Origin of the sequence: Fibrella aquatica (genome assembly GCF_041321135.1) — a bacterium.
In the GTDB taxonomy this organism is placed as follows: Bacteria; Bacteroidota; Bacteroidia; order Cytophagales; family Spirosomataceae; genus Fibrella; species Fibrella aquatica.
In genome coordinates this window covers 73,032-94,997 of the sequence record NZ_JBGGWF010000007.1, presented here as the reverse complement: position 1 = coordinate 94,997, position 21,966 = coordinate 73,032, and the positions used below count along the sequence as shown (strand labels likewise).

Here is a 21,966-nt window from a genome sequence, read left to right as displayed (position 1 = left end):
TTACGCTTGTATTTCCTACAAGGTCTTTGCCAGAAGATCAACAATAGCAGTTGCTGGTAGTTTTTGCTGTTCGCCGGTGACCATGTTTTTCACGGTCAGTAAACCCGATTGCACTTCATCGGAGCCAATCAGCACTACGTAGGGAATCTGCTTTTGATTGGCGTAATCGAGCTGCTTCTTCACTTTAGCCAGGTCAGGATACAATTCGGCAGGTACGTTGGCGGCGCGTAGCTGACTCAGCAGGGGAAGGGCCAGCGCCCGGCCGTCGGTGTCGAAGCAGGAGAGGAGTACCGTGGTGCCCTGACCTGCCGACGCTGGAAATAGCCCTAGCTCGTCCATGACATCGTAGATACGGTCAACACCGAAGGAGATACCCACGCCCGATAGGCCCGGCATACCGAACGTACCGGTGAGGTTATCATACCGACCACCGCCGCTGACGCTACCGATAGACACTCCGTTAGCTTTCACTTCAAAAATGGCCCCGGTATAATAGGAGAGGCCCCTTGCCAGCGTAACATCAATCTCAACGCGTGAGTCAGTTAGCCCCAGGCTGGAAACAAGCTGTAGCGTTTCGGCTAACTCGGCAATGCCTTGCAGAGCAAGTTCTGAGGTAGCAAGCCAGGTACGTAAGCTGTCGAGTACGTCAGCGGGTATACCGCTAATGGTGAACAGGGGCTGAAGAGCCTCAATGTTTTCGTCAGAAAAACCCCGCTCGCGTAGTTCAGCCACTACTTTTTCCTGCCCAATTTTATCCAACTTATCAATGGCTACAGCCAGTGTGCTTTCTTCTCCTGCCCGGCCAATAGCTTCGGCAATGCCAGCCAGAATTTTACGGTTGTTCACCTTTAAGGTAAAGTCCTGCACGCCGAGGTTCCGAAAAACTTCGTGCACCATTAGCACAATTTCAGCTTCACATAGGAGTGAATCGGTACCTACCACGTCGGCGTCGCACTGGTAGAATTCGCGGTAGCGCCCTTTTTGCGGCCGGTCGGCGCGCCAAACGGGTTGCATCTGGTAGCGTTTGAAAGGCATGGGCAGGGCGTGGCGGTTCATAACAACGTACCTGGCAAAAGGCACCGTGAGGTCATAGCGAAGGCCCTTTTCGGCAACGCGGGGCGTTAATTTTTTGCTACCCTGAGCAAGATCGGCTTCGGTAATCCCCGCCGCAAAATCGCCTGAATTGAGAATCTTGAAGAGGAGTTGGTCACCCTCGTCGCCGTATTTACCGGTAAGCGTCGAGAGGTTTTCCATGCTGGGAGTTTCCAAAGGCTGAAAACCGAATCGGCGGAACGTTTGCCGAATAGTATCGAAGATAAACAGCCGTTTGCTCATCTGCTCCGGCCCAAAATCGCGCGTCCCTTTAACTAGTGATGGTTTCATGCCACAAAGGTACGGAGGGATTTTCCAGTACGCAGGTGCCATTGAAACAGCTGTGGGTTATATGGCTACTGAACGGCTGGTTACCTGCTAATTAGAAATTGACAACAGGTTTTACCAGACTTGAGTTACCTTTGTCGATTAAGTATAATTTTTTTTGAGAATAGTACACCGTAACTGAAGCTTTACCAACTAAATAAAACTGAATGCTTTTTAATTCTCTTCACTTTCTTCTGTTTTTTGCCTTCACTACGCTTGCTTATTTTAGTTTACCACTACGAGGTCGGTGGATACTTCTTTTAGCCGCTAGTTGTTATTTTTACATGGCTTTTATTCCAGTTTATCTGCTCATTCTAGGGGCGGTTATTCTGATCGATTATGTGGCCGGTATTTACATTGAACAAGCACAGGGCAGGCAACGTATTGTGTTTCTGATTACTAGCTTAGTGGCCAACATTGGGCTGTTGGCTATTTTCAAATACTATGATTTCTTCAATGAACAGATAGGCACACTGCTATCGGAAATCGGCATTCCATACGCTGTTCCAATGATTGGCGATCTTATTCCGGGTATTGTGTTGCCCATCGGATTGTCGTTCCATACATTTCAGTCTATCAGTTATACCATTGAGGTGTACCGTGGTAACCAGAAAGCCGAACGTAATTTGACTGTGTATGCGCTCTACGTTTTGTTTTACCCCCAACTGGTAGCCGGTCCGATTGAACGGCCACAAAATATACTCCACCAGTTTCATACTTTTCAGCCATTCGATTGGGTTAGGGTGCGGTGCGGCCTTCTGCTCATGGCGACTGGTTTCGTGAAAAAAGTGGTCATCGCCGATCGTATGGCGCTTGTGGTCGACCCCGCGTTTGGCCAGATAGATACCGCCAATGGGGGAACGTTGTTCCTGGCAGCCATCTTCTATTCTATTCAGATTTACTGCGATTTCTCAGGCTATACCGACATTGCTATTGGGGCCGGTCAGGTATTGGGAATTCGAATGATGAAAAACTTTGATACACCCTACCTGTCAGCCTCTATTGCCGAATTCTGGCGGCGGTGGCATATTTCACTATCAAGCTGGTTTCGCGATTACGTTTATATTCCGCTAGGCGGAAACCGGGGATCGGCATCCCGAACGTACCTGAACGTATTCGTCGTGTTCGGGCTAAGTGGGTTGTGGCACGGTGCTAACTGGACGTTTATTATCTGGGGGCTACTGCATGGAATGTACCTGGTTATCGGGCAGTTACGAACAACGCACAACCGTCGAAAAGCGTTAGGAGTCAAACAGGAGCCGGAAGCACAAATCGTGGAGGTTAAAGGCCTGGTGGGTCATCGAGTCAATCAGATGCTTACGTTTTTACTGGTTACGTTAACCTGGGTTTTTTTCCGGGCTGCCACCACGAGCGATGCCTTTGCGATTCTGGGTAAAATTCTAACAATGAACCCATTCGACACGTATCAGGTAGCCATCTCGAATGCCGAACTTGTCTTTTGCTTTTTACTCATCGCTGCGTTAACGCTGGAGCCCCGTTGGAGTAGGTTTACCCGCCAGGCCAACACGAATCAGTTCTGGATGGTCATTACAGGGCTGGTGCTTTTTTGCTATTTCTTTGGTGTGTTCACGGCCAATCAATTTATCTATTTTCAGTTCTGAGTATGATCGGCAAGTGGTTACAACGAATAATGCTGGTTGGGTCGGGGTTTTTGTTTATTCTGGCGCTTACACCATCTGCACAACGCTGGCTAAGCAGACACAAGGTCATTCCAGATCAGTATAACTATGGAGATTTGTATAATCTGTCTAACCTGGCTCAGTTCCGGGAGGTTGATTATATACGCGAAGCCACGCTTACTCAGGAAGATAAGCCTGCCAAGCGGAACAGCACGGTTGATCTATATACCATTGGCGACAGCTTCACGCACATCGATACATCGTTCTATGCGGGCAACCGTAATATTCATAGCTGGGCCAACTACGAACCTACGGTTAAAGCGGTGCTGGATACCACGAAAAAGAATATTCTGGTGCTTGAGTTTGTTGAGCGGGTGCTACAGGAGCGATTGTACTGGCCTGATTACCACATCAATTATATACAGAACGGTATTGTATTTGCCGATGATGAGAAATTGGCCCCTGTAGAGAAGGTGGTAGTGGCCAACAAACCATCAGCACCCGTGTGGCTACAGTTTCGGTTTGGCAGTCAGATCAATCAGCGCCTCGAATTTTTGCTCTTCAACAACGAGTTGTTTCTGCGTATTAAAGAGTGGAAAGCTGCCTTGCTCTACGCTGTTTTCGGTCGCCTTTCAGGTGTTCGATTATCCTCTAACCGTCAGCATCTTTTTTACGAGTTTGAAGCCGATTCAGTGAACCGGGCAAGTTCGTTCAAACACCTGACTGACCAGCAAATAGACACGATGGTGACCAACCTGAACACGATTCGGAAGCACTATTTGGCCAAGGGTTTTGATGAGGTTTATATTTGCCTGATTCCAAACAAGGTGACCGTTCTTGAGCCAATGTATGGGACGTATAACCATCAGATCGCCCGAATAGAAGCACATCCCGGTTTACAGGCGCCTCTTCTATCAACAATCGACACCCTGCGTCAACATCCCGACTGGTATCATCCGGGCGATGGTCACTGGAATCGGAAAGGCAAGCAGTTTTGGATCAGGCAGGTAAATGCGCTGGCAGCAACCTGGGCAGAGAAACGCTGAACTGTCTGATGAGTACTAATGCACAATTAACGTAACTGAACATAAAAAGAAATGGACGTAAAAGACAGTAACGGCGCTATTTTGAGTGAAGGCGACTCGGTAACATTGATCAAGGATCTGAAAGTAAGAGGGTCATCTACCGTTTTGAAACGAGGCACCACCGTGAAGAAAATCCGGTTGACAGAAGACCCCGCCGAAGTCGATTGCCGGATTGGTGGAACAGCAATGGTGCTGAGGACCGAGTTTCTGAAGAAGGTGTAAGTACGCGCATTGTTGAGCAAATTCGGCATTGATACCACTTATTTGCCTGAAAATGCCTACTTTTGCGTTCCAAAAATTGAACCGACAATTAACGATATATCACAATGGGAGTTACCAAACTACTTCGGAAAGGGCGCAAAAACCGCGCTACCGCTAACAATGCAGTTAAAGCGATCAAGCAACTGACGCTCAAGCCAACGATCAAAAACGTTGACGTAGAAGCTATCAAAGCTTCTTTTGCTGAAAATAAAGCAGCATAAAATGAGTTCAGGGTTTGATGTTTCGTGTTTGAAGTCGCTCTGCTGCATGAGCATATCAGTGGTTAGAAGGGCAACGTTAAACGCTTAACATCAAACACTAAACCTGTTTCAAGGAGCTCCATCCCTTTTCGGTGATGGGGCTTTTCGTTTTTTATTGAATTCTTTCTGGCGGCGTTTCATCTCCTGCCGAATAATCTGACGGGTATCAATCATGACCCGGAAGCGAATGGCTGATCCGAAAATAGATAGCCCTCCATTAATCAGAATCAAGCTGTAGGTTCCTTTCAAAAACCACCGCATAAAAGGGGCTCCTGTTTGCATTTCGTAGCCGGCACCGTGGAAAACGCACAGCCCAAAACCGATCAAAAGAAGACCTACTGGTGCCATAATCAACCATTTGGTGCGGGCGCTCATGCGTTTAACCAGTCGTTGTCCGGGCGCTTTGATCGGGTTGGCCATGTACTACATCAGAGGGTTAAGGTGAAGGAAAGAGGTGCAAAATACGGTGTTTCACCATCCGGTCGATGTTTGGATGGGCTAGGCTGCCTTTTTTTGATCAAAAAAGTGCAACCATTCACCCAGAAAACCAAAGCCGTAGGCCGAAAGTTGGGTGATAGCGGCCTGAAGGCTTAACCAACCCACTGCCACACTTTTCTCTCGCCGGGTAGCGTCCTGAAACACCAGTAAGGCAAACAGCAGATAACATGCCAATCCGAACCAGGCAAGTGGGGCCCAGAACAAAAAGAGTATGGGCAGACTGAGCCAACCCAGGGTGAAGACAACCGGAAAGGTGTGTACGAGTTTGATAGGAATGCCGAAGGATCGCTGTAACTGCACCCGCGTTCGACCAAAATTGATGATTTGCTGAAAGAAAGCTCCCAACGTACCTCGTCGTTTATGGTACACTACTGCGTTTGGGATGAGTCCAACGCGGTAACCGAGCCGGATGAGCCGGGTACTTAGCTCCATATCTTCGCCCATATCGCGTTTGGCAAAACCGCCCGTTTCTTCAAATACCCGTCGGGATAATCCCATATTGAACGAACGGGGTAAAAACGCACCGCCAACATTCTGCGTTTTGCCCCGAATACCACCGGTAGTAAACACCGAAGTCATGGCGTAGCTAATGGCTTTTTGCGTGGCTGAGAAATCAGGACTTGCTCCATCGGGTCCTCCGTAGGCGTCGAGGGGCGTGTGCATCAGGTACGTCGATACTGTTTCCAGGTACGTTGGCGGAATGATGGCGTCGGAATCGAACACGATGAAGTACTCGCCCGTGGCCCGTTCAAAACCGTAGTTGCGCGAAAAGCCCTGTCCTGTGTTTGGCTTCTCGAAGTAACGTACCCGGAGTTTATCCAGGTACGTTGCTACTACCTGATCGGCTTTTCGGGTCGACCCATCTTCTATCACCAATACCTCAAAATCCGGCAGGGTTTGTCGCGTCAGGCTTTGTAGCAGATCGGCAAGCTCGTCAGGTCGATTGTATACTGGAATGATAATGGAAAAGGTCATGAGAGTCAGTTCTACGCCACGGTTGTGGCTGCTATCAGGCTTTCTTCGTTAGCCTGAATAACCGTATCGATAAGCTCGTCGGTGAGGGCTGTAGACACGAACAGGCTTTCATACTGGGCAGGAGCAAGGTAAACACCCCGGTCGAGCATGGCATGAAAATAACGGCCAAACAGCGGAATATCTGATGTCTTTGCCGACTCCAGATCGGTAACAGGCTTATCGGTCGTAAAGAGCGTAAACATCGAGCCAATCTGGTTTACGGTATAGTTCAGTCCCAGTTTAGCGGCACTGTTGCGGAAACCGTTGGCAAGCCGCGACCCGATTTCGTCGAGGCGGGTGTATACCTCAGGTTGGTCATTCAGGTGATGGAGCATAGCTAGCCCCGCCGACATGGCAATGGGGTTGCCCGACAGCGTACCTGCCTGATAAACAGGTCCTGCCGGAGAAACCATGTTCATGATATCGGTTCGGCCACCGTAGGCCCCTACGGGCATACCACCGCCAATGATTTTACCCATCGTGGTCATATCCGGCATTATGCCAAACCGCTCCTGTGCGCCGCCTTTGGCCAGTCGGAAGCCGGTCATTACCTCATCGAAAATAAGTACAATCCCGTGTTTGGTGCAGAGGTCACGAATTCCTTGCAGGAAACCGGGTTCGGGCAACACACAACCCATATTGCCAACCACTGGCTCCAGAATCAGGGCGGCAACCTGGTTTGGATTGGCATCGATCAGGTGCTCCACCGCGGCCAGGTTGTTGTAGGGCGCTGTCAGTGTGTCGTGTGCCGTTGCCTTCGTGACACCGGGGCTATCTGGCGTGCCCATAGTCATGGCTCCGCTTCCCGCCGCAATCAGGAACGAATCGGCGTGACCGTGGTAGCAACCTTCAAACTTAATTAGTTTATCCCTGCCCGTGAATCCACGTGCTACCCGAATGGCAGCCATCGTAGCTTCTGTTCCCGAATTGACCATGCGGACTTTCTCGACAGAAGGCACCATATCAATAATCAGTTCGGCCATTTCTACTTCCTTGCGGGTAGGGGCGCCGAACGAAAAGGAGTGCTGAATGGCATCGCGAACGGCTTGTTCGACGGGTTCAAACGCGTGCCCCAGAATCATGGGTCCCCAGGAGTTGATGAGCTCGATATACTGACGGTCATCTTCATCGGTGATATAAGCTCCTTTGGCTGATTTGATAAAGAGAGGATTACCACCCACCGCCCGAAACGCCCGTACCGGCGAGTTAACGCCACCCGGAATCAGCCGTTTCGCTTTTTCAAATAGTTCTTCGCTTTTCATAAAAAGGAAATGACCGAAAGACAGGTTGGAGATAGCTTGCCGTTCAACAAATCGACGAACGGGCAAGGCCATTTTTAACCCTTCTTTCGGTCACTCATTGCCTGTGTTTAGTTTATTTTTACAAACCGCTCACCATCAAACTTAATGATGGGAACAACCTGATTATCATTTGATTGAGTGTAATTAAAGCCTGACAAAATGTAGTCGTCGCTGTCGTCTGTTCGGAGTATAGAACGGTTGTTCATGGTACCTTTTGCCAACTGCCGACCGAAAAATAACAGCATATCGTGCCCTTGCGCCGCAAAAGTTGAAGGTATACTGTTGCGTTTCGAGAGGTACGTTTCCTGAAAAATTTCGGTAGCAGGTCGCCCCATATCCATAAACTCAGGAGCAACCAGATACAGTTCGCGCCTGGTAAATGTGGCCAGTGAATTTTTGAAATAATCGAAAGCCGGGTACGTGGCAATCAGGGGGCTTGATACCGCCCTTCTACTGAGTGCATCAAGTACGGCAGGCCCATCACTGCTGTTACTGCTGGCAAAGAAAATGTGTCCGGGTTTGTTATCATCGGTCAATTTCATGGCTGACGCCATAGTGACTGCCTTGCCGCTTAATTTCCGGAAATCGACTATTTTGAACCCTTTCGCTTTTAGCGCTGCCTGATAGGATGAGGCAAGCAACGAGTCTTTACGGGACAGACCAAAATAAACAGCAGCCCTGCGATTAGTTGTCAGTTCACCAGCAAACATGGCCGTTTCAAGTGCCTGTTGCGTGGTCGATGGCTGGGCCAGATACGCATTGGGTTGATTGGTAATTAGTTCGCGCGTAGTGGCAATTGGGTTAATGATCGGAATGTTGTTTTGTGCCGCAAACTCGGTAACGAGTCGGTTTGGCTCGGTATAGAGGGGGCCAATGAGCAGATCATTTTGGGCGAACGAGGCATTGTTAATCACTTCCAAAGTCTGGTCGGCGTCGTTGTCAATATCGTAAGCAAACAGGTTAACGACAATGCCTTCGCTGAGCAGTTTGGCTTTAGCTAGTTTCATGCCTTCGTACAGGTCAAACACATATTGATTGGCCCGCACCCGTTCGGTCGTACTGAACCGATTGATTCGGAATGGGAAGAGAACACCTACGTTTACGTATCCTTTTGTTCTTACCCGTTCATTGCGGTTGATTGGGTTTGGCTGGCTAACCGGGGTATTTTCAGGAGCACGCGTAGCGGGCGCTTTGGCTACCGGCGTGACAACGATTCCATAGCGGTTTGAAAGCCGGTCCGAAAGTTCAAGGTCATCTTTGTCGGATGACGTACGTTGAATGAGATCGACCAGTGTATGGGCGAGGGTTTTGTTTTTTAGGTATTGTTTCTGCAACCCTTTTAGCCGATTGAGGTCGCTAATTCGGGGCAAAAACGTTTGCTCCATCTTGTCGACTTCCACCTTTAGCTCGGGGTCGTTGATAAGTTGCGTATACGATAGCCCTTCATCGTATAAACCCTGTTCATAGGCCGCCGCGGCCGCCAGGTAGTAGGCTTCTTCTTTTTTAAGCCAGTTCGGATAACGATCAATTAGCTCTTTCAGCGTAACGCGAGCGGCTTCATATCGTTTCTGACGGTACGAAGCGTCGGCAAAATAGTAGTAGGCGAAAGGAGCGTAGCTACCACCTCGTTGCATCACCGGTTGTAACTCGGTTCGTGCCCGGTCATAATCACCCAATTGTACAAACCGAACGCCTGTCTTGTAGCGACGTTCAATATCTTTCGTTTTTTGTGCATTGGACGCTGTGCTAAACAGCGTACCAATCCAGCAAATGATCAAGACTGCACTTTGATTTCTGGTCATAACTAATGGTGAAACGCGAAAAAAGCAACGCCTGTTCTGCGTTGCTTTTTAAGTTGTCAGTTCAGGCGTTTTTCGTTGCTATGCGATTAAGACGAATCAAATCGGCTATGGCAACAAAAACACGAAAAACTTATTTTTTTGCCCGTTTCTTGGCTTCATCGGCTTGCTTGCGGGCTTCTTCAGCGGCCGATAGTTGCTTCTGAAGCATTTCCTGAAACTTCGATTTCTTACCACCTCCGGCCGCAATTTTCTTCCGGTTTTCGTCGAGCGTTGCTTTCAGCTTGGTTTCATCCACAAAGTTCCGAATGAGCAGTTGCTGCGCAATAGTCACCACGTTCGATACAAAGTAATACCAGGTCAAACCCGCCGGGAATGAGTTCAGCACGAACATAAACATGACCGGGAAGATGTAGCTCAACGCTTTCATGTTTACCGGACCGGGCTGTTGAGGCGTTGTCTGGTTATTGTAGTACGCGTAAGCGATGCTTGAGATGGTCATCATCACCGTGAATAAGCTCAGGTGGTCGCCTACGAATGGAATGGTAACGCCAAACTTGATAAACGAGTCGTAGGTCGATAGATCGGGAGCCCACAGGAATTCCTTCTGCCGGAGTTCGATCAGGTTCGGGAACAACTGAAACAGCGCAAAGAGAATAGGCATGGTGGCCAACACAGGAATACAGCCGCTCAGGGGCGAAACGCCTACTTCCTGATACAGTTTCATCTGCTCTTGTTGCTGCTTGGTCATGTCGTCGCCCACACGTTCCTTAATCACCGCCAGTTCAGGAGCCAACACACGCATTTTGGCCATGCTGATATACGATTTGTACGTCAGCGGAGTCAGTACCAGCTTCACAAAAACCACCAGGCAGAAAATCAGCAGGCCATAGTTTCCGATGAATTTCTCCAGAAAGTGAAATACCGGAATGAAGAAGTACTTGTTAATCGGTTTCAGGATTGAATACCCGAGGTAAATGTTCCGATCAAATTCGGGTGCAACACCTTCATTGATGATCTGGAAATCGTTGGGTCCGTAGTAGTAACGAAACTGCCCTTTGCCCGATTTGATATCAGCCATTGGAATGCTCACGTCAGCGATAGCCGTTTTTACGGTGCTGCTATCGGCAAGGTCAACAACGGTCTGGAATTTGGCTTTGTTGAGTTGCGTGTTCTGAGCAATGAAAGCCGACAGGAAGTATTTGTGTTTGATCGCGAACCATTGAACCGGATCGGTCACTACAGCTTCATTGCTACTTTCGTTTTCGGCCAGCTGGTCGAAATTTTCGTTGGTAGTCAGGTAGTTAATGGTAGCAGCGCGCCGATTGTTGCTCAGGTCGTTCTCAAACTGTGGCATCCGGTCTTCCCATAGAAAACGGACTTCACCATTGCCGGGTACGTTGTTGATTCCGTTCGCTTTCAGCGCATAATCAATGGTGTAGCCGGTAGCCGGTACGGTGTACGTTTGCTCGATAGACTGCCCATTACCTACGTCGGCTTTAAAGGAGATCACCTGCGATTGGCCGGTAACGGTACCCCCCTGGGCGGTAGTTTGGTAATACAGGCCGTGCAGGTCTACTTTTCCGGTTTGGGTTGGTAATTCCAGCGCTGTTCGGTTGGTTTTGGCATCGATCAGGAGAAGAGGTTTTCCGTCGAATGTCTTGTATTTTTTCAGCAACACTTCCTTAACACGGCCTCCTTGTGTGCTGAAAGTCACTTTCACCTCGGGGTTTTCAACAACAATGTCGCGTGCCTCGCCGGTTGCGGCAGTAGCAAAATCGCCGAACTTAGTTCGAGCAGCAGCAGAATCGAGTGGGGCAGCCGCAACAGTGGTACTACCTGGTGCTGGTGTTGTTGTTTTGGTTATTTGAGCCGGTTTCTTCTCCGGTGCGGGTTTTGGTACCAGGTACTGGTAGCCGACAAACATGGCCAGAATAAGTAACAGGCCAATTAGTTGATTGCGATCCATTCTATAGGGTAAAGTTCAACGTTCAAAGTCCGATGTCTAAAGTGCTTTGCTCAAGGCCAATGTGCTTTAACCATTGGACGTTGAACGTTGAACAACATTAAGCTGCAAAATTACGCCAATACGCCCGCTTAACCAACAAGGGTTTCACTGGTGACGGGGGCTGCGTAGGCCTGCCGGTGGTCTGAGAAGGCCATAGCGGCTTTCACGAATTGCACAAACAAGGGCTGAGGGGCCATTACCGTGCTTTTTAGTTCGGGGTGAAACTGCACGCCCACAAACCAGGGATGTTTGGGTAATTCAATAATCTCGATCAATCCGGTTTCCGGGTTTGTTCCAACAGCGCGCATTCCGCCTTTCTCGAATTGGTCGGCATAGGCATTGTTGAATTCATACCGGTGCCGGTGGCGCTCGCTGATGGTCATTTTACCATAAGCCTGATAAGCCAGTGAATCTTTCTTGATTTTGCACGAGTAAGCTCCCAGCCGCATAGTACCACCCATATTCACCACTTTTTTCTGGTCTTCCATCATGTTAATGACCGGGTGCGGCGTTTCGGGGTTCATCTCGAACGAATGGGCATCGGCCAGACCCAGCACGTTCCGGGCGTACTCGATCACGGCGCACTGCATACCGAGGCAGATCCCGAAGAAAGGAACACCATTTTCGCGGGCATACTTAATCGCATTAATCTTGCCTTCAATCCCCCGTTCGCCAAAACCGGGCGCTACCAGAATTCCGTCGAGGTCACGCAGACGATCTTCAACGGCCGCTTCATCGGCCAGGTTTTCCGACTGAATCCAGTCGATATGTACTTTGCATTCATTCTTCGAGCCGGCGTGGATGAACGATTCGGCAATCGATTTGTAGGCATCGTGCAGTTCAACGTACTTACCAACTAATCCGATACGTACCTCGTGGGTTGGATTTTTTAGCCCATTCAGAAAACCTTTCCAAGCTTCCAGATCCGAATCCTGATCGTTGTAAATGTCGAGCATATACAACGCCCGCTGATCGAGCTTTTCTTTCTTCATCAGCAGGGGCACGTCGTAGATCGTTTCAGCGTCCATCGCTTCGATCACCGAGTTGACCTGCACGTTACAGAACAAGGCAATTTTCCGCCGAATGTCCATCGGGAGTGGATGCTCTGTCCGACAAACCAGAATATCGGCCTGAACGCCTGATTCCTGCAACATTTTCACTGAGTGTTGCGTGGGTTTGGTCTTTAGCTCGCCCGCTGATTGCAGGTAGGGAACCAGCGTCAGGTGAATAATCAGTGTGTCGTGTTCATCCAACTCATGTTTGAACTGACGAACGGCCTCGATGAAGGGCAGAGATTCAATATCGCCCACGCATCCGCCAATTTCGGTAATAACGATATCGTACTCACCCGAGTCGCCGAGGAGACGAAGGTTGCGTTTGATTTCGTCGGTGATGTGTGGCACTACCTGAACGGTTTTGCCGAGGAAATCGCCTTTGCGTTCGCGGGTGATTACGTTGTTGTAGATCCGCCCGGTAGTAATGTTGTTGGCCTGCGACGTCGGTGTGTTCAGAAACCGCTCGTAGTGGCCCAGGTCAAGGTCTGTTTCGGCGCCATCGTCAGTTACGTAGCACTCGCCGTGTTCATACGGATTGAGCGTACCTGGATCGATGTTGAGGTATGGATCGAACTTTTGAATGGTGACCGATAAGCCGCGCGATTGCAGCAGTTTGGCCAGAGAAGAGGCGATGATGCCTTTTCCAAGTGATGATGTTACCCCGCCGGTAACAAATATGTATTTCGCGGAAGTTCTCGCAGATTTGGTGCCCGTTGCCGCCATAAGGATAATCAGGTTGAAGCGTTACGGGGTATAAAGATACTACTAAGCGGGCAGGAAAAAGGAAAGCACCTTCGGAAATAATGGGCAGACCTATTTTATCAGAGCTATTTAGCGGGCCACTGATCCGGCTCAATCGACTGAGTGTGAAAGGCCCAGACATACTGAACGTCATCTCTAAAAAAAATCAACGCATCCACTTACATTTTAACGGCTTCTCCGATGAATAGGCAACACAATCAGCCGAGGAAAGCCCCTGGCGGGAATACACTATAGCAGTTCATGATCGGTCTGGTTAAAACTAATGATTTGCTTTTGGTGTGCCGACAGCAGGCGTTTTTGATGCTTTCGTATCAGGTAACTTCCAGTCAGTGTTGTACTGATTGTGGCCAACACAACCACCGGCCAAAACTGCCGCATCGGGAAGAAGCGTACCAAGGTTTCGGCCCAGAAAGCAGCGTATAAGCCAACTACCGACCAATTCATGAAGTAGTAATGCAGTTGGAGCCAGCTACCACCCGCTGGTCGTTTCAATATGACGGGCAACGTACCTGCCATAATCGAGAACAGGCTAAAAATGGCCATGTAGTGAAATGGGCCAAACCGGCCAAACAGGGCATAGATCTGAAAGGCTGTACCGTTTAGAACGACCATCGAAAAAACATAGGCATAACCAAGCCGCTTGTGGCGTTGGGTTGCTTTCGTGTTCAGAAAAACCAACGTGCCCAGAAGTAGAGCAACAACGGCAGCACCAACATGCAGGGCACCAACGGGAGAATGAATAAAATTGGCCATCGTTCGAGAGTCGTGCTGAAATAGATCGGTGTGAAAATAGCCGAAGACCGGGGGGAGCACCAGCGCTTTCCGACGAATGCCGTATTTTGCGGGTCTAATAGTGTACTGAGCATGACGAATTCTGATATAATTGATAGTCTTGAACTGACCGCTCGTCTGATGGAACTCCACAATGGGGATCCGTTTCGGATAAAAGCGTTTTCAGGCGCGGCTTTTTCTCTTGAAAAACTAACCGACGACCTTACTGAACAGACGGTTGCAGATCTGATTAAACTACCGGGCATTGGTAAAACGGTAGCCACCAAGATCCGGGAGTTTGTCGATACTGGCCACATGGCTGAACTCGATGAACTGCTTGCCCAAACACCGCCCGGCGTGCTCGATATGTTCCGAATTAAGGGCCTGGGCGTGAAAAAAGTAAAAACGCTTTGGCATGAGTTGGGCATTGAAACCCTGCGCGATTTGCGGCAGGCGGGCGAAACAGGACGGGTGGCGGCCATCAAAGGGTTCGGCGAAAAGATTCAGCAGAATATTCTCGATAGCCTCGATTTCCTGGAAAGTCAATCAGGTAAGGTGCGGATGGACAAAGCCGATCGACTGGCCATACAGCTTCGTGATGAACTGGCCGCGTTAGGTAGGGTAGAGGTAAGCGGTCAGGTACGTTACCGGGCTATTGAAGTGGATACCGTAGAACTGCTTGTCGAGTCGGAAGACCCGGTAACGGTGCAAACATACCTGAATGCAAAGCCCGGACTTAGGCAGGACGTAACCGCGTCGTCGCCCTTCATCTGGCGCGGCCGTGCTGAAGGTACCGATGTGCAGGTGGCTATCATAACGTACCCAGCCAGCCAGTTCGACCAGCAATTGTTTATCCGGTCAGCAACGGAAGCGCATTTGGCCGAGATAGGGCCCACGGGCAAAACGCTGCTTCAAAGTGCCATGACCGCTTCGGCCGGATCAACTGAGGAGACCATCTACGCGCAGGCAGGCTTGCCGTTTGTAGTGCCCGAAATGCGCGAGAACCAGCAGGCTTTCGTGTGGTCGCAACGCTACCAACCCGATCAGCTAATCACCTGGGATAATCTTCGGGGTACGTTGCATAACCATAGTACCTGGTCGGATGGCAAACATACACTGCGCCAAATGGCTGATTATGCACGTGAATTGGGCTTGCAGTACTTTGGAATTGCTGATCACTCGCAAACGGCCAGTTATGCTGGTGGACTAACGCCCGACCGAGTGGCGGCTCAGCAGTTGGAAATCGATGCCCTCAATGCCGAATATGCAGCCTCAGGAACTGACTTTCGTATTCTGAAGGGAATAGAATCTGATATTCTGGGCGACGGCTCACTGGATTATACCGACGATGTACTGGCTTCTTTTGACTATGTGGTGGCCTCGGTGCATCAGACGTTGACGATGACACAGGAAAAAGCAACCGCACGCTTACTGAAAGCCATCGAAAATCGGTATACGACCATACTTGGGCACCCGACGGGACGGTTGTTACTGGCTCGCGAAGGGTACCCACTCGACTTTCGGGCCATTATTGATGCCTGTGCGGCTAACCGGGTTGTGATCGAAATAAACGCCAGTCCGTATCGCCTCGACCTTGACTGGCGCTGGATCGAGTATGCCATGAACCGAGGAGTGCTGTTGAGCATCAATCCGGACGCCCACGAGATGCGTGGATTGCTGGATATGCACTATGGTGTTAACGCCGCCCGCAAAGGCGGGCTAATTCAATCGATGACGTTTAACGCGTTACCGCTTAACCAAATAATTGAATACCTTGCGAAGTAGCTAAAGCAGGAGTCGAAAACTGGAAAAAGTACTATTACAGCCGAACCTATTTTTGATTTAATCGTATTTAAAGAAACGCATGAAATTTTCTGTATAAACTTTGTGCGCTTAATTACACGCTGGCCATGCTTAAGCGCATTTTATCCTGAAATACGAACATTCATATAAAAAGTGTTTGGTTGAACTGGCTTAGTTTCCTTAATTTAGACCCCAAAATTTAGTACGTAGCTTCCTTGATCGTACACAGTAGCAACTGTCGCCAATATGAGAAAACTGCAATGCCCCAGGTTTGAACTGGGCGATACCCTCACCGCTGAACAGAAGAATTTTTTTGATAAGCACGGAATAATCATTTTCCCGAACTTCCTGAACCGTGATACTGTAAAGCTATTTTTAAGCGAACTGGCCCGAATTGAGCAGGAGTGGCTTGCCGACGGCCGGGACAAAATAAATGGCGTGCCCCTAAAGTTCGGGCGCGACGAAGCCGGTAATAAGGTAATTCAGCGGTCTTGTTTTCTATCGCATGCCAGTCAGGTGTTGCATGAATTCCTGCAAGACCCCCGTCTACAAACGGTGGTCGACCTGCTTCAGCCCTTTGAAGGCCGGATGGGTGAAAACGAGAAAGATGGATTAGTGTTGAACAATTACGTTCGCACCCCAAACAGCCAATATTCACAAATGGGCTGGCATACCGATAGCCCCCGCGACATTTTTCTTGGTCAGCGCATCATGCCGATGTTGAATGTAGGCATTCACCTCGATGATTGCCCTATGGAGAACGGTGGTCTTCGCGTATTGCCTGGTACCCACAAGCAGAGCACATTCCGTATGCTGTTCGGCAAAAAGTACTTTGTTGATAATAACCCCGATCCGCGCGAAGTGGGTCTTGATATTCAGGCAGGCGATTTGACGGTGCATGATGGCCGTATCTGGCACCGCGTACAGCAGTCGCCCCTGATGGGAGAAGCTAGCCGCCGGCGGGTCATGTACGTACCTGTAGTTACGGGTAAGTACAAGCCGAAGAACGAATTCAGCAAAACCCCATTCTATCACCGCTTCATTCAGAAGGTGAATATTTAAAGTATATCTAATTAAGTGTTTGTGGTTTGTTGTTTGAGGTTTGTAGTTGCTCTGCCAATAAGCGAAGCAACTACAAACCTCAAACAACAAACCACAAACTTTTTTTATGTCCTACGCACTCATTACCGGAGCCAGCCGGGGTATCGGTCTGGCTATCGCCACCGAACTGGCTCGCCGCAAGTATAATTTATTGTTGGTAGCCCGCTCAGGTGATCAGCTTACGTCATTGTCGAGTCAGTTAGCCAGTGATCATCAGGTAAAGGTCTACTCACTAGCCATTGATCTGGCCGATTCAACAGCGCCTCAGAAAGTGTTCGACTGGTGCAAAACCAACCAGTATGACGTATCGGTGTTGGTGAACAACGCGGGGTATGGACTGAGTGGACAGTTTGAACAGTACTCGGTAAGCGACAACCTGGCCATGATGCAGGTGAACATGACTTCCCTGGTTGAACTGACCCAACTATTTTTGCCCGAACTCCGTCGGCAGGCGCGTGGGTACGTACTCAATATTGCCAGTTCAACGGCCTATCAGGCATTACCGGGTATGAGCCTTTATGCGGCAACAAAAGTGTTTGTGCTGAATTTCAGTCGGGGATTGCATCATGAACTGGCCGGCACGTCGGTGAGCGTGACCTGCATCAGCCCCGGTGCTACTGATACTGGTTTCAACGACCGGGCGCAGATTAATCAGAAGGCGCGGGAAGCGGCGAAGAAAATCACGATGACGCCCGAGGCGGTTGCCAAACAGTCGGTAGCGGCCATGCTGGCCGGAAAAGCTGAATTGATTACGGGTGGCATCAACAAACTTGGTGCTTTTGCGGCATGGCTACTCCCAAAAGGGTTGGTTGAGAAAACGGCATACAAGATCTATAAAGAATCCTGACTGGCCATGGCTACTTCGGTAAATGGAATGGGGCGGTTGACGCTTTCTTCGAGCGAAATGAATGTTTCGGTTCGTTGAATACCCCCCACTTTCTGAATTTTATCGTGCAATACCTGTCGAAGATGCATGGTGTCGCGGCAGACGATCTTGGCGAAGATGCTGTAAATGCCGGTTGTGTAATGAATGTTCACTACCTCGGGAATAGTCATGAGTTGTTCGGCCACTTCTTCGTACAGCGAACTTTTATCGAGGTAGATACCTAGAAAGGCGCTTATATCCCAGCCTAGTTTGGTGTGATCGATGATAAGCTGTGAGCCACGTACAATACCCATATCTTCCATCTTCTTCATGCGTACGTGCACGGTGCCTCCTGATACGAAGATACGTTTGCCTATCTCGGTATACGCCATAGTGGCATCCTGCATCAGCAGATTTAGAATTTTTAGATCAACGTTATCAATTTCTAAATTTTTGGCCGGTTTTTCCATAGTCATTTTGATGAATTGCTAACAAAAATAGCCTTTTTTTGTCTAAAGCATAAATATTGAGTTATTTTTATAAAATACTTGCAACGAAACTACTAGCTCCTTTATCTTTGCATTGTCAAGTTGATCAGGGAGTTGAGACGCCCAGATGCATAGACTAGACGTTGTTTTCATTGTAGGGTGTCGAAATTGGCAGACGTGCCCTCCTGTCTCGGGGGTGGTGATAAGGGATAAACGCAGCATAATGCCGCTTTGCGGAATTCGTTTCTTCGGAGCGACTGGGGTTGACCACCAGATGTTGTACTGTAGCTAACCGCACCGTGGGTGGTTCGAGTCCCCCTCCTACAGCTTTTTGGTTTTTAGTTTGTTGATGAAGTGTAATTATGACACGCCGGCTCAAGTTGAGGCCGGCGTTGTTTGTTTCAAAGCAGGCAACTAAGTCCTCGGTCTTCTGTCCTCAGTTGCGCTGCTTACTAACGTCAGGTCCGTTTTATGGCGGCGCAACTGAGGACAGAAGACCGAAGACAGAGGACTTAGCTGTTGTTTAGGAATAATTAACAGCCCCCGTTGGCGCTTATTTCGCTATTTTTGGGCATTCTTTAAGTTCAATCCCTACACAAACATGCTTTCCTACAAACGCCTGAATAACCTGACTGGCTGGGTCATTTTCGCGGTGGCATTGATTACCTATGCTTTAACCGTTGAACGTACTGCCAGCTTTTGGGACTGTGGCGAGTTCATTGCCTGTGCCTATAAACTACAGGTGCCCCACCCACCCGGTGCCCCTTTCTTCCTTCTCCTTGGCCGCCTCTTCTCCTTTTTAGCCGCTGGCGACGTAACAGAAGTAGCCTACTGGATCAATATGGTGTCGGTGCTATCGAGCGCGGCCACGATCCTGTTCCTCTTCTGGACGATCACGATGCTGGTGCAGAAAACGCTACCGCAAGCCGAAGCTGACTACACCACCGCCGATGCACTGCTGGTTGTTGGTTCGGGTGCCGTTGGTGCTTTGGTCTACACGTTCTCTGATACGTTCTGGTTCTCGGCGGTCGAAGCTGAAGTATATGGATTGTCGTCTTTCTTCACCGCTATCGTTGTGTGGGCCGCCCTTCGCTGGGAACGAATTAAGGACGAAGCTACTGCCAATCGCTGGGTGTTGCTGATCGCATACCTGACTGGTTTGTCAATCGGTGTTCACTTACTGAACCTGGTTACACTGCCTGCGCTGGCGCTGTTATTTTACTATAAACATTACAGCCGCCTGTCGCCCCGTGACCTGGTAGCTACTCTGTTGCTGGGCATTATGCTGATGTTAGGGCTGGTATTGCTCGAAAGCCTGATCATGCGTAGTATTTACATGGCAGCACTGGTCGGTGCTTTTATCATGGTCATGCGTACCATGCCAGGCACCAAATACACGCAGCCAACTACCTGGGGCGTTATTCTCTCATTCAGTATTGGGATGGCCTATCTCGGTGTGATCAATGCCGGGGTAATTCCGGGACTGCCGAGTTCAGCGTTTGCTGTTGAGCGTTTTGCCGTTAATACGCTGGGTCTTCCTTTCAACGTGGGTGTCATCACTTTTGTGGTCGTCTTCTTCAGCGCGCTGATTTACCTGATCATCTGGTCGGCGCGGAAACGGAACGTAGCACTGCACACGGGATTGCTGGCGTTTGCCTTTGTCCTGATCGGGTACGCCTCGTTCATTCAGGTGCTGGTTCGGTCAAACTATAATACGCCCATCAATGAGAATGATCCGAGCGATGCGCTGAACTTTATCTCTTACCTGAAACGGGAACAGTACGGTAGCCGCTCGCTAACCTACGGCCCAATCTTCACGGCGGAGCCAACCGGTCAGGAAAGCGACAAAAGCAAGCTGGAACCGGTGTATATGAAGAACAAAACCGGCTATGAAATTTTCGACTACAAGCCGGTATATACTTACGATAAGGGCGATCAGATGCTGTTCCCTCGCGTTTGGAGCACGCAACAAAACCACCCGCAACTCTACCGCCGCTGGCTGAACCTGGCAGAAGGACAGAAGCCCACATTCGGTGATAACATTAATTTCTTTATTACCTATCAGCTTGGCCACATGTGGGCACGGTACCTGATGTGGAATTTTGCCGGTCGCGAAAGCGACATCGAAGGAGCCGGTTACCTGACCCCTTTCTCGAGCAATAGTGATTTGCCTGAAATTCTGCAAACCAACAAAGGCCGCGATAACTTCTATATGCTGCCACTGATTCTGGCGCTACTCGGCATTGTATACCAGGCTTTTCGGCGGAGCGGTGATTTCATCGTAGTGATGTTGCTATTCCTGTTCACTGGTATTGCCCTGCAGGTGTTCCTGAATTCACCTCCCTCTGAGCCCCGCGAACGGGATTATATTTATGTCGGCTCGTTCTACTTCTTCGCCATATGGGTGGGCATGGGCGTAACATCCATTGCCGAGGGCATGAACAAGTTCATCAAAAACGCCACCGTGCGCAACGCATTAGTACCGGCCGTTTTCCTGCTGGTACCGCTGATGATGGGCATGAAGAGTTGGGATAACCACGATCGCTCGAACCGGTACCATTCCGTTGATTTTGCCAAGAACCTGCTGAATTCATGTGCCCCCAATGCGATCTTGTTTACCGGTGGCGATAACGACACGTTTCCATTGTGGTACGCTCAGGAAGTAGAAGGCATTCGTACCGATGTTCGGGTGTGTAACCTGAGTCTGCTAGGGACAGAATGGTACATTCAGCAGATGAAGCGCGATACCTACGAGTCGAAAGCGCTGCCTATCTCGCTGGAAATGGAGCAGTTCAACAAGGGTAAAAACGACATCGTCCTGTACTACGCCAACCCGTCGGTGAAGAGTGGTATTGATCTGCGTCAGTATATCAGCCTCATCAAACAGGGAAGCCCTGCCATTCAGGTGCCGCTGACAACCGGCGAAATGGCCAACACCTTGCCATCGTCTACACTCTTCCTGCCTATCGACAAGGCGGCGGTAGACAAGGCCAATTTTGTGCCTGCCAACCTGCGCCCGTTCCTGAAAGATACCCTTCAATGGACAATCGGTGAGCGCAATCTGTATAAACCTGACCTGATCATTCTCGATATGATCGCAGCCAACAACTGGGAGCGGCCGATGTATTTCTCGGCTACGCTGGGTGGTGAAAGCTACCTGAACCTGCGCGATCATATGCAACTGGAAGGTTATGCCTACCGACTGATGCCCGTTGCCATTCCCGGTGTGCAGGATGGGTACGTTAACAGCGACGTCATGTATAAAAACATGATGACCAAAATGGCATGGCGCGAAATGAACAATCCGAATACCTACTACGATGAAACTTTCAAAGGGTCTCCTGTTGTATCGGCCCGGATTGCTTTCTTCCGTCTTGCTGATCAGCTTATGCGGGAAGGTAAAACTGCCCAGGCTAAGCAGGTATTAGACCGGAGCCTGAGTGTACTGCCCGACAAGAGCATTCCATATGATCAGGTATCGGCCAGTTATGTCCGCTTGTTGCTTGAACTGGGTGATACCAAACAGGCCACCCACATTGCTGATACCATGAGCCGCCGCGCCGATCAGAATCTGACTTATTACGAAAAAACAGGCCGAACTGTGGGTGAAACCAATGCCGACCTGTACGGGTTGCAAATGCTGGCAGAGGCTTACAAAGAGGCTAAACAGCCGCAGTTATCTAAAAAATACGAAGACCTGTTGCAAAAGCACTTGTCAATCGTTGGTAATTAATCTGGACAGGCCCCGCACGGGGCCTGTTTTGTTTTTATCTTTGTGCCCAATCATTTGTGACAAATCAGTTGTACGTATCTGATCTCTGCAGGGGTAGGTACAT

General features: G+C 49.5%; 17 protein-coding genes. 8 read left to right on the top strand and 9 right to left on the bottom strand.

What is annotated here, in order from left to right; translation table 11 throughout:
- Positions 1-15: 15 nt before the first annotated feature.
- Positions 16-1,383, bottom strand: a complete 1,368-nt coding sequence (gene hisS, locus ACAW87_RS16805) for a histidine--tRNA ligase (RefSeq protein WP_370724793.1) — start codon at positions 1,381-1,383, stop codon at positions 16-18.
- A 203-nt stretch (positions 1,384-1,586) separates the two neighbouring features.
- Here hisS and ACAW87_RS16800 point away from each other — a divergent pair, with 203 nt between their 5' ends.
- The 4 genes from ACAW87_RS16800 (at position 1,587) to ACAW87_RS16785 (ending at position 4,626) form a co-directional block, all read left to right on the top strand.
- On the top strand, positions 1,587-3,041 hold the full coding sequence (locus ACAW87_RS16800) for an MBOAT family O-acyltransferase (RefSeq protein ID WP_370724792.1): 1,455 nt from the start codon (positions 1,587-1,589) through the stop codon (positions 3,039-3,041).
- A 2-nt stretch (positions 3,042-3,043) separates the two neighbouring features.
- On the top strand, positions 3,044-4,105 hold the full coding sequence (locus tag ACAW87_RS16795; protein ID WP_370724791.1) for a hypothetical protein: 1,062 nt from the start codon (positions 3,044-3,046) through the stop codon (positions 4,103-4,105).
- A 51-nt stretch (positions 4,106-4,156) separates the two neighbouring features.
- Positions 4,157-4,366, top strand: coding sequence for a zinc ribbon domain-containing protein YjdM (locus ACAW87_RS16790; protein ID WP_370724790.1), 210 nt, complete (start codon positions 4,157-4,159; stop codon positions 4,364-4,366).
- Positions 4,367-4,470: 104 nt separating this feature from the next.
- Entirely contained in the window at positions 4,471-4,626 is a 156-nt protein-coding gene (locus ACAW87_RS16785) for a hypothetical protein (protein ID WP_166691052.1), read from the top strand.
- 108 nt (positions 4,627-4,734) lie between these two features.
- Here ACAW87_RS16785 and ACAW87_RS16780 read toward each other — a convergent pair whose 3' ends face one another.
- The 7 genes from ACAW87_RS16780 to ACAW87_RS16750 all read right to left on the bottom strand — a co-directional run bounded on the left by ACAW87_RS16780 (position 4,735) and on the right by ACAW87_RS16750 (position 14,026).
- Positions 4,735-5,085, bottom strand: a complete 351-nt coding sequence (locus tag ACAW87_RS16780; RefSeq protein WP_370724789.1) for a hypothetical protein — start codon at positions 5,083-5,085, stop codon at positions 4,735-4,737.
- A gap of 78 nt (positions 5,086-5,163) precedes the next feature.
- On the bottom strand, positions 5,164-6,138 hold the full coding sequence (locus tag ACAW87_RS16775; RefSeq protein ID WP_370724788.1) for a glycosyltransferase family 2 protein: 975 nt from the start codon (positions 6,136-6,138) through the stop codon (positions 5,164-5,166).
- An 11-nt stretch (positions 6,139-6,149) separates the two neighbouring features.
- Positions 6,150-7,439 (bottom strand): glutamate-1-semialdehyde 2,1-aminomutase, encoded by a 1,290-nt coding sequence (gene hemL, locus ACAW87_RS16770; RefSeq protein WP_370724787.1) that lies wholly within the window; start codon positions 7,437-7,439, stop codon positions 6,150-6,152.
- Between the two features lie 107 nt (positions 7,440-7,546).
- A complete protein-coding gene (locus ACAW87_RS16765; protein ID WP_370724786.1) occupies positions 7,547-9,280 on the bottom strand; it encodes an ABC transporter substrate-binding protein in 1,734 nt (577 codons plus the stop codon).
- A 130-nt stretch (positions 9,281-9,410) separates the two neighbouring features.
- Positions 9,411-11,246 carry a membrane protein insertase YidC gene (gene yidC, locus ACAW87_RS16760; protein WP_370724785.1) on the bottom strand — a complete coding sequence of 612 codons (1,836 nt, stop codon included), beginning with the start codon at positions 11,244-11,246 and terminating at the stop codon, positions 9,411-9,413.
- Between the two features lie 128 nt (positions 11,247-11,374).
- A complete protein-coding gene (gene pyrG, locus ACAW87_RS16755; RefSeq protein ID WP_370724784.1) occupies positions 11,375-13,063 on the bottom strand; it encodes a CTP synthase in 1,689 nt (562 codons plus the stop codon).
- A 267-nt stretch (positions 13,064-13,330) separates the two neighbouring features.
- Positions 13,331-14,026: a DUF2306 domain-containing protein gene (locus ACAW87_RS16750; RefSeq protein WP_370724783.1), complete on the bottom strand. Its 696-nt coding sequence runs from the start codon at positions 14,024-14,026 to the stop codon at positions 13,331-13,333.
- Here ACAW87_RS16750 and ACAW87_RS16745 point away from each other — a divergent pair.
- The 3 genes from ACAW87_RS16745 (at position 13,967) to ACAW87_RS16735 (ending at position 17,624) form a co-directional block, all read left to right on the top strand.
- Positions 13,967-15,658: a helix-hairpin-helix domain-containing protein gene (locus ACAW87_RS16745; RefSeq protein WP_370724782.1), complete on the top strand. Its 1,692-nt coding sequence runs from the start codon at positions 13,967-13,969 to the stop codon at positions 15,656-15,658. The genes ACAW87_RS16750 and ACAW87_RS16745 overlap by 60 nt on opposite strands.
- Positions 15,659-15,922: 264 nt before the next feature.
- Positions 15,923-16,738, top strand: coding sequence for a phytanoyl-CoA dioxygenase family protein (locus tag ACAW87_RS16740; protein WP_370724781.1), 816 nt, complete (start codon positions 15,923-15,925; stop codon positions 16,736-16,738).
- 106 nt (positions 16,739-16,844) lie between these two features.
- Positions 16,845-17,624 carry an SDR family NAD(P)-dependent oxidoreductase gene (locus ACAW87_RS16735; protein WP_370724780.1) on the top strand — a complete coding sequence of 260 codons (780 nt, stop codon included), beginning with the start codon at positions 16,845-16,847 and terminating at the stop codon, positions 17,622-17,624.
- Here the strand turns inward: ACAW87_RS16735 and ACAW87_RS16730 are convergent.
- Positions 17,609-18,112: an Lrp/AsnC ligand binding domain-containing protein gene (locus ACAW87_RS16730; RefSeq protein ID WP_370724779.1), complete on the bottom strand. Its 504-nt coding sequence runs from the start codon at positions 18,110-18,112 to the stop codon at positions 17,609-17,611. The two genes, ACAW87_RS16735 and ACAW87_RS16730, sit on opposite strands and share 16 nt — an antisense overlap.
- 619 nt (positions 18,113-18,731) lie before the next feature.
- Here ACAW87_RS16730 and ACAW87_RS16725 point away from each other — a divergent pair.
- Positions 18,732-21,863 carry a protein O-mannosyl-transferase family gene (locus ACAW87_RS16725; protein ID WP_370724778.1) on the top strand — a complete coding sequence of 1,044 codons (3,132 nt, stop codon included), beginning with the start codon at positions 18,732-18,734 and terminating at the stop codon, positions 21,861-21,863.
- Positions 21,864-21,966 lie beyond the last annotated feature (103 nt).

Excerpts from the sequence above, each read along its gene's own strand:
- ACAW87_RS16730 (WP_370724779.1), bottom strand. The coding sequence starts at position 18,112 with ATGGAAAAACCGGCCAAAAATTTAGAAATTGATAACGTTGATCTAAAA.
- ACAW87_RS16765 (WP_370724786.1), bottom strand. The coding sequence starts at position 9,280 with ATGACCAGAAATCAAAGTGCAGTCTTGATCATTTGCTGGATTGGTACG.
- ACAW87_RS16785 (WP_166691052.1), top strand. The coding sequence starts at position 4,471 with ATGGGAGTTACCAAACTACTTCGGAAAGGGCGCAAAAACCGCGCTACC.
- hemL (WP_370724787.1), bottom strand. The coding sequence starts at position 7,439 with ATGAAAAGCGAAGAACTATTTGAAAAAGCGAAACGGCTGATTCCGGGT.
- ACAW87_RS16740 (WP_370724781.1), top strand. The coding sequence starts at position 15,923 with ATGAGAAAACTGCAATGCCCCAGGTTTGAACTGGGCGATACCCTCACC.
- ACAW87_RS16725 (WP_370724778.1), top strand. The coding sequence starts at position 18,732 with ATGCTTTCCTACAAACGCCTGAATAACCTGACTGGCTGGGTCATTTTC.
- ACAW87_RS16745 (WP_370724782.1), top strand. The coding sequence starts at position 13,967 with ATGACGAATTCTGATATAATTGATAGTCTTGAACTGACCGCTCGTCTG.
- hisS (WP_370724793.1), bottom strand. The coding sequence starts at position 1,383 with ATGAAACCATCACTAGTTAAAGGGACGCGCGATTTTGGGCCGGAGCAG.
- ACAW87_RS16800 (WP_370724792.1), top strand. The coding sequence starts at position 1,587 with ATGCTTTTTAATTCTCTTCACTTTCTTCTGTTTTTTGCCTTCACTACG.
- ACAW87_RS16735 (WP_370724780.1), top strand. The coding sequence starts at position 16,845 with ATGTCCTACGCACTCATTACCGGAGCCAGCCGGGGTATCGGTCTGGCT.
- pyrG (WP_370724784.1), bottom strand. The coding sequence starts at position 13,063 with ATGGCGGCAACGGGCACCAAATCTGCGAGAACTTCCGCGAAATACATA.
- yidC (WP_370724785.1), bottom strand. The coding sequence starts at position 11,246 with ATGGATCGCAATCAACTAATTGGCCTGTTACTTATTCTGGCCATGTTT.
- ACAW87_RS16795 (WP_370724791.1), top strand. The coding sequence starts at position 3,044 with ATGATCGGCAAGTGGTTACAACGAATAATGCTGGTTGGGTCGGGGTTT.
- ACAW87_RS16775 (WP_370724788.1), bottom strand. The coding sequence starts at position 6,138 with ATGACCTTTTCCATTATCATTCCAGTATACAATCGACCTGACGAGCTT.
- ACAW87_RS16790 (WP_370724790.1), top strand. The coding sequence starts at position 4,157 with ATGGACGTAAAAGACAGTAACGGCGCTATTTTGAGTGAAGGCGACTCG.
- ACAW87_RS16780 (WP_370724789.1), bottom strand. The coding sequence starts at position 5,085 with ATGGCCAACCCGATCAAAGCGCCCGGACAACGACTGGTTAAACGCATG.